Annotated in this window: 13 protein-coding genes; 8 read left to right on the forward strand and 5 right to left on the reverse strand. The window is 67.5% G+C overall.

From position 1 onward, the window contains the following. Nucleotides 1-16 precede the first annotated feature (16 nt). Nucleotides 17-1,087: a PA0069 family radical SAM protein gene (locus HUU99_RS07005; protein ID WP_174285859.1), complete on the reverse strand. Its 1,071-nt coding sequence runs from the start codon at nt 1,085-1,087 to the stop codon at nt 17-19. 58 nt (nt 1,088-1,145) lie between these two features. Between HUU99_RS07005 and HUU99_RS07010 the strand changes: the two genes are divergently transcribed. Beyond that, nucleotides 1,146-1,484, forward strand: a complete 339-nt coding sequence (locus HUU99_RS07010; protein WP_174285860.1) for a VOC family protein — start codon at nt 1,146-1,148, stop codon at nt 1,482-1,484. Beyond that, nucleotides 1,441-2,514, forward strand: coding sequence for an FUSC family protein (locus HUU99_RS07015; RefSeq protein WP_174285861.1), 1,074 nt, complete (start codon nt 1,441-1,443; stop codon nt 2,512-2,514). Before HUU99_RS07010 ends, HUU99_RS07015 begins: the two co-directional genes overlap by 44 nt. Here HUU99_RS07015 and moaB read toward each other — a convergent pair. Genes moaB through HUU99_RS07030 form a run of 3 tightly spaced genes read right to left on the reverse strand, consistent with a single transcriptional unit; the run spans nt 2,511 to nt 5,600 of the window. After that, nucleotides 2,511-3,038: a molybdenum cofactor biosynthesis protein B gene (gene moaB / locus HUU99_RS07020; RefSeq protein WP_174285862.1), complete on the reverse strand. Its 528-nt coding sequence runs from the start codon at nt 3,036-3,038 to the stop codon at nt 2,511-2,513. The genes HUU99_RS07015 and moaB overlap by 4 nt on opposite strands. Next, a complete protein-coding gene (locus HUU99_RS07025; RefSeq protein ID WP_174285863.1) occupies nt 3,028-4,851 on the reverse strand; it encodes a lytic transglycosylase domain-containing protein in 1,824 nt (607 codons plus the stop codon). Before HUU99_RS07025 ends, moaB begins: the two co-directional genes overlap by 11 nt. Next, nucleotides 4,848-5,600: a uracil-DNA glycosylase gene (locus HUU99_RS07030; protein WP_174285864.1), complete on the reverse strand. Its 753-nt coding sequence runs from the start codon at nt 5,598-5,600 to the stop codon at nt 4,848-4,850. Before HUU99_RS07030 ends, HUU99_RS07025 begins: the two co-directional genes overlap by 4 nt. A gap of 114 nt (nt 5,601-5,714) precedes the next feature. Here HUU99_RS07030 and HUU99_RS07035 point away from each other — a divergent pair, with 114 nt between their 5' ends. The 6 genes from HUU99_RS07035 (at nt 5,715) to HUU99_RS07060 (ending at nt 12,904) form a co-directional block, all read left to right on the forward strand. After that, nucleotides 5,715-7,376 (forward strand): electron transfer flavoprotein-ubiquinone oxidoreductase, encoded by a 1,662-nt coding sequence (locus HUU99_RS07035; protein WP_174285865.1) that lies wholly within the window; start codon nt 5,715-5,717, stop codon nt 7,374-7,376. 25 nt (nt 7,377-7,401) lie between these two features. Continuing rightward, nucleotides 7,402-8,937 carry a tetratricopeptide repeat protein gene (locus tag HUU99_RS07040; RefSeq protein ID WP_174285866.1) on the forward strand — a complete coding sequence of 512 codons (1,536 nt, stop codon included), beginning with the start codon at nt 7,402-7,404 and terminating at the stop codon, nt 8,935-8,937. A 7-nt stretch (nt 8,938-8,944) separates the two neighbouring features. After that, nucleotides 8,945-9,790, forward strand: a complete 846-nt coding sequence (locus HUU99_RS07045; protein ID WP_174285867.1) for a 4-(cytidine 5'-diphospho)-2-C-methyl-D-erythritol kinase — start codon at nt 8,945-8,947, stop codon at nt 9,788-9,790. 119 nt (nt 9,791-9,909) lie between these two features. Then, nucleotides 9,910-10,995: a recombinase RecA gene (gene recA, locus HUU99_RS07050; protein WP_174285868.1), complete on the forward strand. Its 1,086-nt coding sequence runs from the start codon at nt 9,910-9,912 to the stop codon at nt 10,993-10,995. A 428-nt stretch (nt 10,996-11,423) separates the two neighbouring features. Next, nucleotides 11,424-12,242: a class I SAM-dependent methyltransferase gene (locus HUU99_RS07055; protein WP_174285869.1), complete on the forward strand. Its 819-nt coding sequence runs from the start codon at nt 11,424-11,426 to the stop codon at nt 12,240-12,242. A gap of 26 nt (nt 12,243-12,268) precedes the next feature. After that, nucleotides 12,269-12,904, forward strand: coding sequence for a glutathione S-transferase family protein (locus HUU99_RS07060; RefSeq protein WP_174285870.1), 636 nt, complete (start codon nt 12,269-12,271; stop codon nt 12,902-12,904). Between the two features lie 4 nt (nt 12,905-12,908). On the opposite strand, the gene HUU99_RS07065 is transcribed toward HUU99_RS07060, so the two are convergent. After that, entirely contained in the window at nt 12,909-14,204 is a 1,296-nt protein-coding gene (locus HUU99_RS07065) for a dicarboxylate/amino acid:cation symporter (protein ID WP_174285871.1), read from the reverse strand. Nucleotides 14,205-14,241: the final 37 nt, after the last annotated feature.

Here is a 14,241-nt window from a genome sequence, read left to right on the forward strand (position 1 = left end):
GGGGCGGGTCGTCGGTTCAGAACAACTCCCCCTGCGGCCCCCTGGGTGCCCCGAACAGGTCCGTCCGCAACACGATTCGTTCCCGCCCAAGTCCGTGCTTGCGACACGCCAGCCGGAACCGCGTCTGCATCAGGTCCGCCCACGGCCCTTCCCCCCGCATCCGGGTAAAGAAATCCGGGTCGTTGTCCCGGCCGCCCCGCAGCGACCGGATCGTCGCCATCACCTTCCCCGCACGATCGGGAAAATGCGTGTCGAGCCAGGCGCGGAACAACGGCGCGACCTCGTACGGCAAGCGGACCGGCAGGAAGAACACGCCGCGCGCCCCGGCCTCCGCGGCGCGTTCGACGATATGCTCCATCTCGTGATCGGTGATCGCGGGAATGACGGGGGCGATCGAGACATGGACGGGGACGCCCGCATCCGCCAGCCGCCGCACCGCGGTCAGCCGGCGTTCGGGATGCGGCGCCCGCGGTTCCAGCGTCATCGCGATCTTCGGGTCGAGCGACGTCACCGACACCGTCACCGCGGCGACGCCCTTCGCCGCCATGGGTGCGAGCAAGTCGAGATCGCGCAGCACGCGGTCGGACTTGGTCGTGATCGTCAGCGGGTGGCTCGTTTCGCCGAGCACCTCGACGATGCCGCGGGTGATCCGCCAGTCGGCCTCGATCGGCTGATAGGGATCGGTGTTCGTTCCGAGCGCGATCGGCTTCGCCTCGTAGCCGGACTTGGCGAGTTCGGCGCGCAGCAGCGCGGCGGCGTCGGGCTTGGCGAACAGCCGGCTCTCGAAATCCAGCCCCGGCGACAGGTCGTGGAAGGCGTGTGTCGGCCGGGCGAAGCAATAGATGCAGCCATGCTCGCATCCTCGATACGGGTTGATCGAACGATCGAACCCGATGTCGGGCGAGATGTTGCGGCTGATGATGGTGCGCGGATGTTCTACCGTCACCGTGGTGCGGCGCGCCGGCGGCGCGCCGTCGATCGCGTCCTGCGCATCCAGCCAGTCGCCATCTTCTACGGTCGTGGGCAGATTGAAGCGCCCACTCTCGTGGTTTAGCGTCGCGCCGCGATGGGGGCGTTTGCCGGGCATTGACCGGCGATAGCAGTCGTGCCAGAACACAACAAGAACATTTGCGTGGGGAGCATTTATGGCGCGCTTCAATTACCTCGAACTGCCGGTGACCGATGTGGCGGCGGCGAAGGCCTTTTACGGCGCGGCGTTCGGCTGGGACTTCACCGATTTCGGTCCGAGCTATGCTTCGACCCTGTCGGGTGACACCGATATCGGCCTGCAGGGCGACGCGGGCGAGGCGACCGCCGTTGCACTGCCGGTGATCCAGGTCGACGATCTCGCCGCGACCGAAGCGGCGGTGCGCACCGCCGGCGGCGAGATCACGCGCGCCGCCTTCGACTTTCCCGGCGGGCGGCGTTTTCATTTTCGCGATGGCAGTGGCCACGAACTGGCGGCGGCGCGCTACGACGGTTAGGATCGTACCGGTGCGCCTGCTCGACCATCCGCACCTGCGCGCCGTGTTCGAGCCCGCGCCCGACCCGGCGCGGCTGCGCGAACTGGTGGTCGGGATGATCGGTGTCGGGACGCCGGTATTGCTCGGCTATCTCGCCGGGCAGACGCGGCTGGGGCTCGGTATCGGGCTCGGTGCGATGCTGCTCGGCGGTGGGTCGCGCGCGCGCGGTGACCTGTTCGAATCGGTCATGCCGGCTTTTGCTGCGGTCGGTGCGGGGCTGGTGCTGGCGGGCACGCGGTGGGGCGACGGAGGGCTGATCGCGCTGACGGCAGTGGCGGCTTTGCTCGGTGGCTACAGCCGGCCGCTGGCGATCGCGAGCGTGCGCTTCTGCGTCTATCTCGTCTTGTGCGTCGGCGTGCTCGAATCCGCGCCCGACAAGGTGATCGCCGGCGCGGCTTTCGCGATCGGCGCGGTATGGAACATCGTGCTGCGCCGCGCGATCGGCGAGGTTACCGCGACCGAGCCGCCATCACCCTATACCCACGCCCAGCGTATCGCCGCGTTCCGGCGGCGGCTGCGCGGGTTGGCGGCGTGGCACTATTGCCTCCGACTGACCGCCGGCCTCGCCGCGGCGAGCATCGTGCGGCAGGTATGGAGTGGGCATCACGGCGCATGGCTGCTGATCACCGTCGTGCTGCTCACCGAACGTGTCTTCGAACGCTTCCCCGTCAAGGTCTCGCAGCGCGCGCTTGGCGTCACGCTCGGCGTGGTGCTGACCTGGGCGATCCTGTCGCTTACGCGGAGTGTCACGGCCACGGTCATCGTGATCGCAGCGCTCGCCGCGGCGATGCCGGTGCTGCGAGCCAAAAGCTATCTGCTCTATTCCGCCGCGATGACGCCTCTGATCCTGCTGGTGATCGACTTCGGCCAGCCGCGAAACGACGCTCTGCTGCTCGACCGGTTCATCGCGACGCTGGTAGGCAGTGCGATCGTTTTGCTGGTGAACGTGGCGATGGATGTGATACCCACGCGGAAAGCGCGACCGTCCTAGCGCTCGCGCAACCGCGGCATCAGTTCGACGAAGTTGCAGGGCGTGTGCCGGCTGTCGAGTTGACTGTCGAGGATACCGTCCCAGCCGTCCTTCACCGCCCCCGTCGATCCCGGCAGCGCGAATATGTACGTGCCGTCCGCGACACAGGCACAGGCCCGCGACTGGACGGTGGAGGTGCCGATCTTGGCGAAGCTCAGCCAGCGGAACAGTTCGCCGAAACCGGGGATCATCTTGGTCGCGACCTGCTCGACCGCCTCGGGGGTCACGTCGCGGCCGGTGACGCCGGTGCCGCCGGTGGTCACCACGCAATCCACCGACGGATCGGCGATCCAGCCGCGCAGGCGCTCGACGATCGTCGCCACATCGTCGCGCTCGATCGCCCGCTCGGCCAGCACATGCCCCGCCGCCTGCAACCGCTCGACCAGCGTGTCCCCCGACCGATCCTCGGCCAGGCCACGCGTGTCGGAGACGGTCAGGACGGCGATCCGGACGGGGACGAAGGTCCGCGTCTCGTCAATCGGCACGCTGCACAGCCCCCTGCGGCGACACCGGCGCGATCGCCACCGCTGCGCTCGCGCTGGCCCGGGCATCGGGTGCCGCGTTCAATCGGACCGCGGATGCGCCGGGCAGCCCCGGGAAGCGCGGCCACATCCCCTGTGCCAGCGCGGCGCGGCTGGCGAAGGCCTTCTTCCCCGCCTGGCCCTCGTACATCCAGTAATTGCGAAGCACCGTGGTGACGTAGCCACGCGTCTCCCAATAGGGGATGCTCTCGATATACAGCAGCGGATCGCCGCCATCGCGGATCGCCGCGTTCCACTCGCCGACCGGTTTCGGCCCGGCGTTGTAGGCCGCGATGACCTTCGGCAGCAGACCGCCGGTAATGGCCATATCCCGCAACCGCTCCAGGTGACGCTGCCCGATATCCATGTTGGTCGACGGCTTGGTCAGCGCACCGCGGTCGACCGCGATCCCGCGTTCGCGGCCATAATCGACCGCGGCGGCGGGCATGATCTGCATGAGCCCATAAGCGCCGGCCTGACTGAGCGCCTTCGTCCGAAAGCGCGATTCTTCCAGCGCGTGCGCATAGACCAGGGACTTCTCGACGCGCCATCCGCCGTCCGGGGTCCAGTTCGGCGTCGGATAACGCGCCTCCGCCGTCGCGACGACGCCTGCGGGACAATTATGCGCCAGCCAGATCGTCGTCGCCGGCAGGTCGAGCGATTCGGCGACGCGGACCAGCGCGCCGAATTCGCGAGCGGCACCGATACGCGCCTGCTGGCGGATGACGTCGTCCGCCAGTTCGCTCTCCCCGACTTCCACGAGCGCCGCCGCGACTCGCAAATTCGGTCGCTGGTCGAGCGCCATCCAGTCGGTCGCGACCAGCCCGGTCAGCTTGTCGCGGTCATGCATGCCGAGCGCCTGGCGCGCGAGCTGTCCGTAGAAGCTCTCGCCGAACTGCGCCGCGGATTTCAGCCGCGCCTCGATCCGGTCGGGCCGGCCGCAGACCATGTCCGCACGCGCCGCCCAATAGAGCCCCGCCGCGCGCAGATCGATATCCGTCGCGCGCGCCGCAACGCCTTCGAACGCGCTCGCCGACGCGGCGCAGTCATGCTGCCGCCATGTCGCAAGCGCCGCGACCCAGCGTCCCTGGATGGCCCAATCGCCGGCACCGTCCGCGGCCTTCAGCGCCTCGGCCCTCGCGTTGGTGTCGTCGCCCTGGAGATAGTACATCCAGGCCACGCGCTGCTGCCATTCGGTCGCCGCCTCCGGGCTGAGGCCGCTCGTCGATTCGAGCAACGCCTGCGCCGCCTGGCCCTGATCGGTCTTGACCAAGGGTTGCATCTTGACCGCGAGATCGGCGGCGATCTGGTCGCTCTTGATCGCCTTGGCGCGGACGCGACGCGGGGCACCGTCCTGCCAGATCAGCGCCTGCGCGGTCGGCAAGGGCGGCAGTTCGGTCGCGCCGCGCGTGCGAGCGATCCGCTCCAGCGCTTCCGCTTCGGGCAGCTCGGGGGCTTCGTTGACCAGCGCAGTCAGTTGCTCGGCGGTTGCCTTGGGCGATCCCTTGGCAATGTAGAGTTCGGCGCGCGCGATCGCGTGCAGCGGCCCTGGCTTCATCGAATCGAGCCCGATCTGCGCATCGGTCCAGTGCTGCGCCCTGATCGCCGCGAACACCGCGCGGTAGCCGGCACGCTGGCCGGGATCGAGCAATGCGGGAATGGGTTCGGCCTTGGTTGCCTCGGTCAGGCGGATGTCCACCGGTGTCGGCGCAGGCTCGACCGCAAGGGCTGGAAGGGGTGCCAAAGCGAAGATCGCTGCGATTGCGGCGTGCTTCATGCGAGGCCCCGTGTCAGCATCTGCAAATCCTTCCAGGCTTCCGCCTTCAGCGCGGGCTTCTCGATCAGGAACCGCGGGTGGAAACTCGCGACGATCCCGATGTCGTGGTTCTTGTTCGGACGCTCATGGTTAAGACCGCGTAAACCACCACGCGCACTGGCGGCGTCCGTCCCCAGGATCGCGCGGCTCGCCGCATTGCCGAGCAGCAACAGCCGTTTGGGCGCGACGAGCCGGACATGGTGGAGCGCGATCTCCGCCAGCCGGGCCTCGATCGCCGGATCGACACGACCCGCCGCGGGTCGGCGCGCGCAGACGGCGGTCAAGTGGACGGTCTCGCGCGACAAACCGATCGCGGCGAGCATTCGGTCGAACAACCGCCCGGGCGCGCCGCTCAGCATGGTCGCGGCGGGGCCGTCTTCCCGGTCGGGGCAATCGACAAGGACCATCACCGCCGCATCCAGGGGGCCGCTCGCCGCGATCGAGATGCCGGACCAGCGCGCCTCCGGCGCGTCCGTCCCCATCCGCCATTCGAGCAACGCGGCGAGCGTGGCCGGCAGGGCGGTGTTCGCCGGCCGCTGGGCGGAAACGGGCTCGGCCGTGACCGCGATGGGCGGTGCAACTGCGACCGCCGGCACGGCGAACCAGTCGCGCGGCAGGTCGTCTACGAGCATGTCGACCCCGGCGTCGCGCCACCAGCCCAGCGCGCTCGCGGCGAACGACTGCCAGTCATGTTGCGGATAAACCCCCATCACCTCGTATAAGGCAAACGGTTGACGCGGCGGTCAATTCGCGTGATCGGCTTATTGGACAGGACGTTGCCGGCGTGCGCCCGACCGACGGGAGCCGGCCTCTCGGAGAGAATGATGACGACACGTGAGTCGATGCCCTACGAGGTGGTGATCGTAGGCGCAGGGCCGGCCGGCCTCAGCGCTGCGATCCGCCTGAAGCAGCAAGCGGCAGATAAGGGCGCGGATATTTCCGTCTGCATCTTGGAAAAAGGCTCCGAGGTCGGCGCGCACATCCTGTCCGGGGCGGTGATCGATCCGAAGTCGCTCGACGAGCTGCTGCCCGATTGGCGGACCGAAGGCTGCCCGCTCGCCGAGGTACCGGTGACCGAAAACCACCACTGGGTGCTCAACCGCAAGGGCAAGGTGAACCTGCCGCACCTGCTGACTCCGTCCTTCCTCCACAACAAGGGAACGTACACCGGCAGCCTCGGCAATCTGTGCCGCTGGCTGGCCGGGAAAGCGGAGGAACTGGGCGTCGAGATATTTCCCGGCTTTGCGGCTGCTGAGATCCTGTTCGATGACGATGGCCGGGTGATGGGCGTCGCAACGGGCGACATGGGCGTCGCGCGCGACGGCATACACAAGGGCGATTATACGCCGGGCCTCGAACTCCACGCCAAATACACTTTCTTTTCCGAAGGATGCCGGGGACATCTGTCGAAAGAGATCATCCGTACCTTCGATCTGGCAAAGGACAGCGACCCGCAGGTGTACGGGCTGGGCGTCAAGGAATTGTGGGACATTGACCCCGCGCTGCACTCCCCCGGCCGGGTGATCCACACCCAGGGCTGGCCGCTGACCGAGACCGAGGGGTCGAATGGCGGCGGCTGGATCTATCACCAGGCGAACGGCCAGGTCTCGATCGGCTTCGTGACGTGGCTGAGCTACACCAACCCGTATCTATCGCCGTTCCAGGAGATGCAGCGCTGGAAGACGCATCCCGACGTCGCGGCGATGCTGAAGGGCGGCAAGCGTGTGTCGTACGGCGCGCGCGCGATCAGCGATGGCGGGTTGCAGTCGATCCCGAAGCTCGTCTTCCCGGGCGGGGCGCTGATCGGCGATAGCGCCGGGTTCCTCAACGTCCCGCGGATCAAGGGTACGCACACCGCGATGAAGTCGGGCATGATGGCCGCCGACGCCGCCGTCGAAGCGATCCTGTCGCAGCGGAGCCATGATGAGCTTGCAGCCTATCCGGCGGCGTTCGAAGCGTCATGGGTGAAGAAAGAGCTATCGGTCGTCCGCAACGTCGTGCCGCTGATGAAGCGGTTCGGCGACTTTCTGGGTTCGGCGCTGTCGGGAATCACGATGTGGGCGGAACATCTCGGCATCCGCATGCCGTTCACGCTGCACCACCACCCTGATCACGAAAGCCTGTGGCGCAAGGATCTGGTCAAGCCGATCGTCTATCCGAAGGCCGACGGAGTGCTCACGTTCGACCGACTTTCCTCGGTCTTCATCTCGAACACCAATCATGAGGAGGACCAGCCCGTCCACCTGACGCTTCGCGATCCGAACATCCCCGTCGATTACGACCTGCCGATGTACGACGAGCCCGCACAGCGTTATTGCCCCGCGGGCGTGTACGAGATCGTCGGTGAGGAGGCCGGCGATCCGAAGTTCGTCATCAACGCGCAGAACTGCGTCCATTGCAAGACATGCGACATCAAGGACCCGACGCAGAATATCAACTGGGTCGTGCCAGAGGGCGGCGGGGGGCCCAATTATCCCAATATGTAAGCGCCTGTTGTTGGGAGCCAGTATGATGCTCGCGTCGACTCCGGCCCTGGCGGACGGTAACGACGTCGCCGCTTATCTTCGCGGGCGTTCGGCGTCGGCATCGGGGCATATCGATATCGCGACGGCGGACTATGCGCGGGCGTTGACAGCGGCCCCTCACAATCCGGTAGTGGCGATCCGCGCCTATCGATCGGCGTTGGCCGCCGGCGACGATGCGCTGGCGTTGCGGGCGGCGATCGTCCTGGACCAGGCGGGCGTCGCGCCCGCCGATACCGCGCTGATCCCGCTGGCGCTCGCGGCGAGCGCGAACGACCCCGCAACGGCGGATGCGGCGATCGCGCGGATGAAGGGCACGCCGCTCGGCCTGCTTGTCCCCGCGCTGACCCAATGGACCGCGTTCGCGAAGCGCGCGCCGGCATCCTCCGCCTCGACGGCCACCGATCCCGCCGCCCGGCGCTTCGCGGTGGAGACGCGCGCGCTGCTGTCGATCGCTGGCGGGCATGTCGATGAGGGCATGACGGCGCTGACCGCGCTTGGTGGGGCAGGGGCCGCGCTCGACTTGCGCGCGGCGGCGGCGCGGCTGCTCGTCGGGGCGGGGCAGGGGGCCCGCGCCCGCACTTTGCTCACGCCCGAGGAGCTTGCACTCGCCACGCCGGCCAACCCGACGCTCGGCTTCGGCGTGTCGTGGCTGCTGACCCGCGTCGCCGGAGAGCTGGCCTCCGCCGAGCCGTCGCCGCTGTCGATCGCGCTGACTCGTGCCGCATTGCGCGCGGATCCGACGAACGACCGCGCGCGCCTGCTGCTCGCGCTATCGCTGTCGTCGCAAGCCGCACAGCGCGCCGCGCTCATCGTTCTGGACGGCATCGCGCCGACCGGCCCCTTCGGCGAGAGCGCGGCGACTGCGCGGATCGTGATTCTGGGCGCCGCCGGGCGCGGTGCGGAGGCGCTGACTATCGCTCGGACAGCGGCGGTGCGTGCGGACTCGACGGCGAACGATTGGCAGCGTTACGGCGACCTGCTCGCGCAAGCCGGGCGCGAGGCGGAGGCTGCCCCCTGGTTCCGTCGCCTGGCCGAACGCCCGGGGGCGACCTGGAGCGACTGGCTGCAATATGGTGGTGCACTCGACCGGGCGGGTCGCTGGACGGACGCCGAACCGGCGCTGGAGCGAGCGGTCGCGCTCGGACCCGACCAGTCGCTCGCGCTCAACTATCTGGGCTATGCGCGGATCGAGCATAACGAAAACGCCACGGCGGCTACGCGTTTGCTGGCCCGCGCATGGGCGCTCAAACCCGACGACGATTCGATCGCGGACTCGCTCGGCTGGGCGTATTTCCGCAGCGGCGATACCGCGCGCGCGCTCCCCCTGGTCGAACGGGCCGCGATCGGGGAGCCGACCAATGCGGAGATCGACGAGCATCTGGGCGACATCTATTGGTCGCTCGGCCGCCACTACGAGGCGCGCTACGCGTGGCGCGCCGCGACCGTCACCGCCCCCGCCACCGACGAGACGCGGTTGACGGGCAAGATCGCCGACGGCACGCCGCCTCGCGCGCGGCACTAACCCGACCATGATCGTCGAACCGGCCCCGGCCAAGATCAACCTCGCGCTTCATGTCCGCCGTCGTCGGCCCGACGGCTATCACGACATCGAAACGCTGTTCGCCTTCTGCCGTGACGGCGATGTGGTGACGGTGGAGGCGGCGGAGCGGAACCGGTTTACGATCACCGGACCGTTCGCCGATCTATTGTCGCCACCCTCCGCCGGGGGGGGGGCGTGGAGCGGTAATCTGGTGACGGACGCCGCCGACGCCTTCGCTGCGTGCTTCGCCATCGACCAACCCCACGCCATCACTCTCGACAAACGCCTGCCGATCGCTTCCGGTATCGGCGGCGGATCGGCGGACGCTGCCGCGACGCTCCGCGCGCTGGCAAGGCTTCATGGCGTGGCGTCGGACGACGACCGATTGATCGCGATCGCGATAAAGCTGGGTGCGGACATCCCCGCCTGCCTGCGTAGCGAGACCGTATCGGGTACTGGCCGCGGCGACGTGCTTGTTGCGATCGACGGGCTGCCGGGAATGCCGGTGCTGCTCGTCAATCCCGGCGTCGCGGTGTCGACCGCGGCGGTGTTCCGCGCCTGGGACGGGATCGATCGCGGTGCGATCTCGGGCGGTGCGCTGCTCTACCGTGCGCGTGCCGGCCGCAACGATCTTGCCGGCCCCGCCCGCGCTTTGGCACCCGCGATCGACGCCGTACTGGCGATGCTGGAGGCGGCACCGGGCGTGTCGATCGCGCGCATGTCCGGATCTGGCGCGACCTGTTTCGCGTTGTTCGACGACGTCGCAGCGCGCGACGCGGCAGCGGCACGCGCCGCGGCACGGGACTGGTGGTACCTCGCATCCTCGCTCGTCTGATCGCTGTCAAATCCGATGCGATAGTCATGATGTTCTGCTCTTGTTCCGATGGAACGAATGCGGTACAGCATGTCTAGGCGTTGAAGGCTCGACGCAGTTGCTCTAGCGAGGATGCTCCAATGGCGGCCAGTCTCAAGGTAATCGATAGCGGTATGGCGACGGCAAACGAAAAGGCGAGCGGGGATCGGCAAAAGGCGCTCGACGCCGCGCTTGCACAGATCGATCGCGCGTTCGGCAAGGGCTCGGCGATGAAGCTGGGGTCCAAGCAGACGATGCAGGTCGAGACGATCTCGACCGGCTCGCTCGGCCTCGACATCGCGCTCGGCGTCGGCGGCCTGCCGCGCGGGCGCGTGATCGAGATCTACGGGCCGGAAAGCTCGGGCAAGACCACGCTCGCGCTCCACGTGATCGCCGAAGCGCAGAAGGGTGGCGGCACCGCGGCGTTCGTCGACGCCGAACACGCGCTCGACCCGGTCTATGCCAAGAAACTGGGGGTCGATATCGACGAACTGATCGTGTCGCAGCCCGATACCGGCGAACAGGCGCTCGAGATCGTCGACACGCTGGTCCGTTCGAACGCGATCGACGTGCTGGTGATCGACTCGGTCGCGGCGCTCGTCCCGCGTGCGGAGATCGAGGGCGAGATGGGCGACAGCCATGTCGGTCTGCAGGCGCGGCTGATGTCGCAATCGCTGCGCAAGCTGACCGGCTCTATCAGCCGTTCGCGCTGCATGGTCATCTTCATCAACCAGCTGCGCATGAAGATCGGCGTGATGTACGGCAACCCGGAGACGACGACGGGGGGCAACGCGCTGAAGTTCTACGCATCGGTACGCCTCGACATTCGCCGCACCGGCCAGATCAAGGACCGCGAAGAGATCATTGGCAACACGACTCGCGTGAAGGTCGTGAAGAACAAGGTCGCACCGCCGTTCAAGCAGGTCGAATTCGACATCATGTACGGGCAAGGCGTCTCCAAGATCGGCGAGATCCTCGATCTGGGCGTGAAGGCCGGGATCGTCGAAAAGTCGGGTGCGTGGTTCAGTTACGACAGCGTCCGTCTCGGCCAGGGCCGCGAGAATTCGAAGGCGTATCTGAAGGACAACCCCGAAACCGCCGATCGCCTGGAAAAGGCGATCCGTACGCGTACCGACAAGGTCGCCGAGGAAATGATGGCGGGGCCGGAAGAGGACGACGATATCTGATCGGTAGGGCGGGGTGATGCCGGGGTTGCCAGCATAGCGTATGACGGGTTTCCCGCGCGAAAGCGCGAGCCCGGTGACGCAGGGCATCGGCCATTGTTCCTTGCACCTCCGCAAGGAAGAGACGGGAGATGTCCTGGAAACCACGGCCCGCACCCATATACCCCCCCCCGGCGAAGGCCGGGGCCCAAATGTGGCGGTCCACATTACCGAGCGCGACACCGCACCGGCGGCGGCGCGCTTGGACTTCGGGCTTCGAGGAGGAGCTTGGGGCGGGGAAGGCGTCCGATCTGTCGATCGGCTCATCGTCGTCGCGGCCGAATGCTCGTCCCGATCCGGGCCTTTCGCATTCGGCAAACTCCGTGCAGAACGCGTCACGAGAGGACTCTTCGTGACCTTTTGCGCCCTCCACCGCCGAGGAGAAACCGATCATGACGACTGCCGCCGAATGGTCGGGACCGGTTGGCGATGCCTGGGCGGAGTCGTGGATCGACACCGACCGTAGCTTCGCCGGCCTGTCGATCCGTCTCGATGCCGCGATCGTCGCAGCCGCGCGGACCGGTGAAGGCCGCGCGATCGACCTTGGGTGCGGTGCCGGTGTGACCAGCATCGCGCTTGCGAAGGCGCGGCCCGATCTCGGGGTCGTTGGTGTCGATGTCTCGCCCGAACTCGTCGCGATCGCCGACACGCGCGGTGCCGGGATCGACAATCTCGATTTCGCGGTTGCCGATCTCGACGTCGACGCCGCGACGGTCGCGCGCAATGCGGACCTGTTATGCTCGCGGCACGGGGTCATGTTCTTCGCCGACCCGGCCGCCGTCTTCGCGGAGCTTCGCGCCGGCGTTCGACCGGGTACGCCGCTGGTCTTTTCCTGCTTCCGGTCGCCGTCGCTCAACCCTTGGGCGGGCGCGCTTGCGGCCGAATTGACGGGGGTCACGCCGCCACGACCGCAAGGCTATGCCCCCGGCCCGTTCGCCTTTGCCGATCCGGGTTTCGTCGCACCGATGCTGGCAGCGGCCGGGTGGCGAACGGACGACCCGGAACCCGTCGATTACCCTTATGTCGCCGGCGAAGGTGCCGATCCCGTCGCCGCAGCGGTCGATTTCTTCTGCCGGATCGGCCCGGTCGCCGCCGCGCTGAAGGCCGCACCCGAAGGCGGGAGTGGCGCGTTGCTCGACAGATTGGCGATGCTGCTCCAGGCGCGGCGCGGGAGGGATGTCGTGGCATTCCCGGCCGCCGCCTGGATATAGCGCGCTACCGCCCAGGAGAATGCCGAATGACGATCATCGTCCACCATCTCGAAAATTCGCGTTCGCAGCGCATTCTGTGGATGCTGGAAGAATTGTCGCTGCCCTATGAGGTCAAGCGATACGAACGCGACAAGGCGACGATGCTCGCGCCATCCGAACTGAAACATATCCACCCGCTCGGCAAATCGCCGGTGATCGCGGACAGCGCCGACGGCGGCCGCGTCGTGGCGGAGACGGGCGCGATCGTCGAATATCTGGTCGACAAGGCGGACGGTCGGCTCGGCGCGCCGGCCAGCCGCGACGGTGCGCTCGCCTACCGTTTCTGGCTACATTATGCCGAAGGATCGATGATGCCGCCATTGCTATTGAAGCTGGTGCTCGCGCGTATTCCGATCCTCGGCAAATCCGCCATCAAGCGTATCCAGCCGATGATCGACGTCCATCTGGATTTCGTCGAGGCCGAACTGGCGAAACGATCATGGTTCGCGGGCGACGCCATGACGGCGGCGGACGTGATGATGAGCTTCCCGCTGGAGGCGGCGCGCAGCCGCGGCGGTCTGGACGAATCGCGACCGGCGACGATCGCATGGCTGGCGAAGGTCCATGCCCGCCCGGCCTATCGGGCCGCGCTCGCCGCGGGCGGGCCCTATGCCTATGCTTGATCGGTCAATGGAGCAGTCCTGAACTCGGCGCGGGCGGCGGATCGATCTCCGCGGGCTGGCGCGGTTCCAGACCGCCCTCCCAGATCGCGACGACGCTGGCCGCGACCGCGTTGCCGATGACGTTGGTGGCGGACCGGCCCATGTCGAGGAAATGGTCGACCGCCAGGATCAGCAGCAACCCCGCCTCGGGGATGTGGAACATCGAAAGCGTCGCCGCGATCACGACCAGCGACGCGCGCGGCACGCCGGCTATCCCCTTGGACGTCACCATCAGGACGAGCAGCATCGTCACCTGCTCGCCGAGCGGAAGGTGGATGCCATAGGCCTGCGCAATGAACAGCGACGCGAAGGTCATGTACATCATCGATCCGTCGAGATTGAACGAATAGCCGAGCGGCAGGACGAAGCTCGCTATCCGCGCGGGTACCCCGAACCGGTCGAGCGCTTCCAGCGTGCGCGGATACGCCGCTTCCGACGACGCGGTCGTGAAGGCGAGGAGCAGCGGATCGCGGATATAGCGCACCAGCAGCCGCATCCGCCCGCCGATCAGCACGAACCCGATCCCGATCAGCAGCGCCCACAGCAAAAAGAGACCAAGATAGAAGCTCGCCATGAAATAACCGAGGTCGCGCAGCACGCCGGGGCCCCGCTCGGCCAGCGTCGACGCGACCGCGGCGAACACCGCGACGGGTGCGAAGCGCATGACGTAATCGGTGATCCTGAGCATCACCGCCGACAGCGCCTCGACCCCGCGCACCAGCGGGGCGGCGGTATCGCCCACCGCGGTGATCGCGACGCCGACGAAGACCGAGAACACGACGATCTGCAGGATCTCGTTGTCCGCCATCGCCGCGATCATCGACGCGGGCACGATATGCGCGACGAAATCCTTCAGATCGAACCTGGTCCGCACCACGCCGCTCGCCGCGGTCACCGGCGGGATCGGCAGGCCGAGCCCGACCCCCGGCTGCAGCAGATTGACGAGGAACAGCCCGAGCAGAAGCGACATCAGGCTGGCGCACAGGAACCATCCGAGGCTCTTCAGCCCGACCCGCCCGAGCGTCGCGGTGTCGCCCATATGCGCGATGCCGACGACCAACGTCGCGAAGACCAGCGGTGCGATGATCATCTTGATCAGCCGAAGAAACACCGTCGTCAGGATCGCGAAATACCCTGCAATATCCGTCAGCTTGGCCGCCACGGCGGGCGTGCCGTCGTCGATCGCCGAATGCAGCCCCCAGCCGACGATCAGCCCGGCGATCAATGCGGCGATGATCCAATATGTCAGGCGCTTGGCCATGGTCGTGCAGATCCCCGGTTTCCACGGCGGAGCGAAG

It is taken from the genome of Sphingomonas bacterium, from assembly GCF_903642285.1.
Lineage (GTDB): Bacteria > Pseudomonadota > Alphaproteobacteria > Sphingomonadales > Sphingomonadaceae > Sphingomonas.

Excerpts from the sequence above, each read along its gene's own strand:
- HUU99_RS07005 (WP_174285859.1), bottom strand. The coding sequence starts at position 1,087 with ATGCCCGGCAAACGCCCCCATCGCGGCGCGACGCTAAACCACGAGAGT.
- HUU99_RS07010 (WP_174285860.1), top strand. The coding sequence starts at position 1,146 with ATGGCGCGCTTCAATTACCTCGAACTGCCGGTGACCGATGTGGCGGCG.
- HUU99_RS07015 (WP_174285861.1), top strand. The coding sequence starts at position 1,441 with ATGGCAGTGGCCACGAACTGGCGGCGGCGCGCTACGACGGTTAGGATC.
- HUU99_RS07025 (WP_174285863.1), bottom strand. The coding sequence starts at position 4,851 with ATGAAGCACGCCGCAATCGCAGCGATCTTCGCTTTGGCACCCCTTCCA.
- HUU99_RS07030 (WP_174285864.1), bottom strand. The coding sequence starts at position 5,600 with ATGGGGGTTTATCCGCAACATGACTGGCAGTCGTTCGCCGCGAGCGCG.
- HUU99_RS07035 (WP_174285865.1), top strand. The coding sequence starts at position 5,715 with ATGACGACACGTGAGTCGATGCCCTACGAGGTGGTGATCGTAGGCGCA.
- HUU99_RS07040 (WP_174285866.1), top strand. The coding sequence starts at position 7,402 with ATGCTCGCGTCGACTCCGGCCCTGGCGGACGGTAACGACGTCGCCGCT.
- HUU99_RS07045 (WP_174285867.1), top strand. The coding sequence starts at position 8,945 with ATGATCGTCGAACCGGCCCCGGCCAAGATCAACCTCGCGCTTCATGTC.
- recA (WP_174285868.1), top strand. The coding sequence starts at position 9,910 with ATGGCGGCCAGTCTCAAGGTAATCGATAGCGGTATGGCGACGGCAAAC.
- HUU99_RS07055 (WP_174285869.1), top strand. The coding sequence starts at position 11,424 with ATGACGACTGCCGCCGAATGGTCGGGACCGGTTGGCGATGCCTGGGCG.
- HUU99_RS07060 (WP_174285870.1), top strand. The coding sequence starts at position 12,269 with ATGACGATCATCGTCCACCATCTCGAAAATTCGCGTTCGCAGCGCATT.
- HUU99_RS07065 (WP_174285871.1), bottom strand. The coding sequence starts at position 14,204 with ATGGCCAAGCGCCTGACATATTGGATCATCGCCGCATTGATCGCCGGG.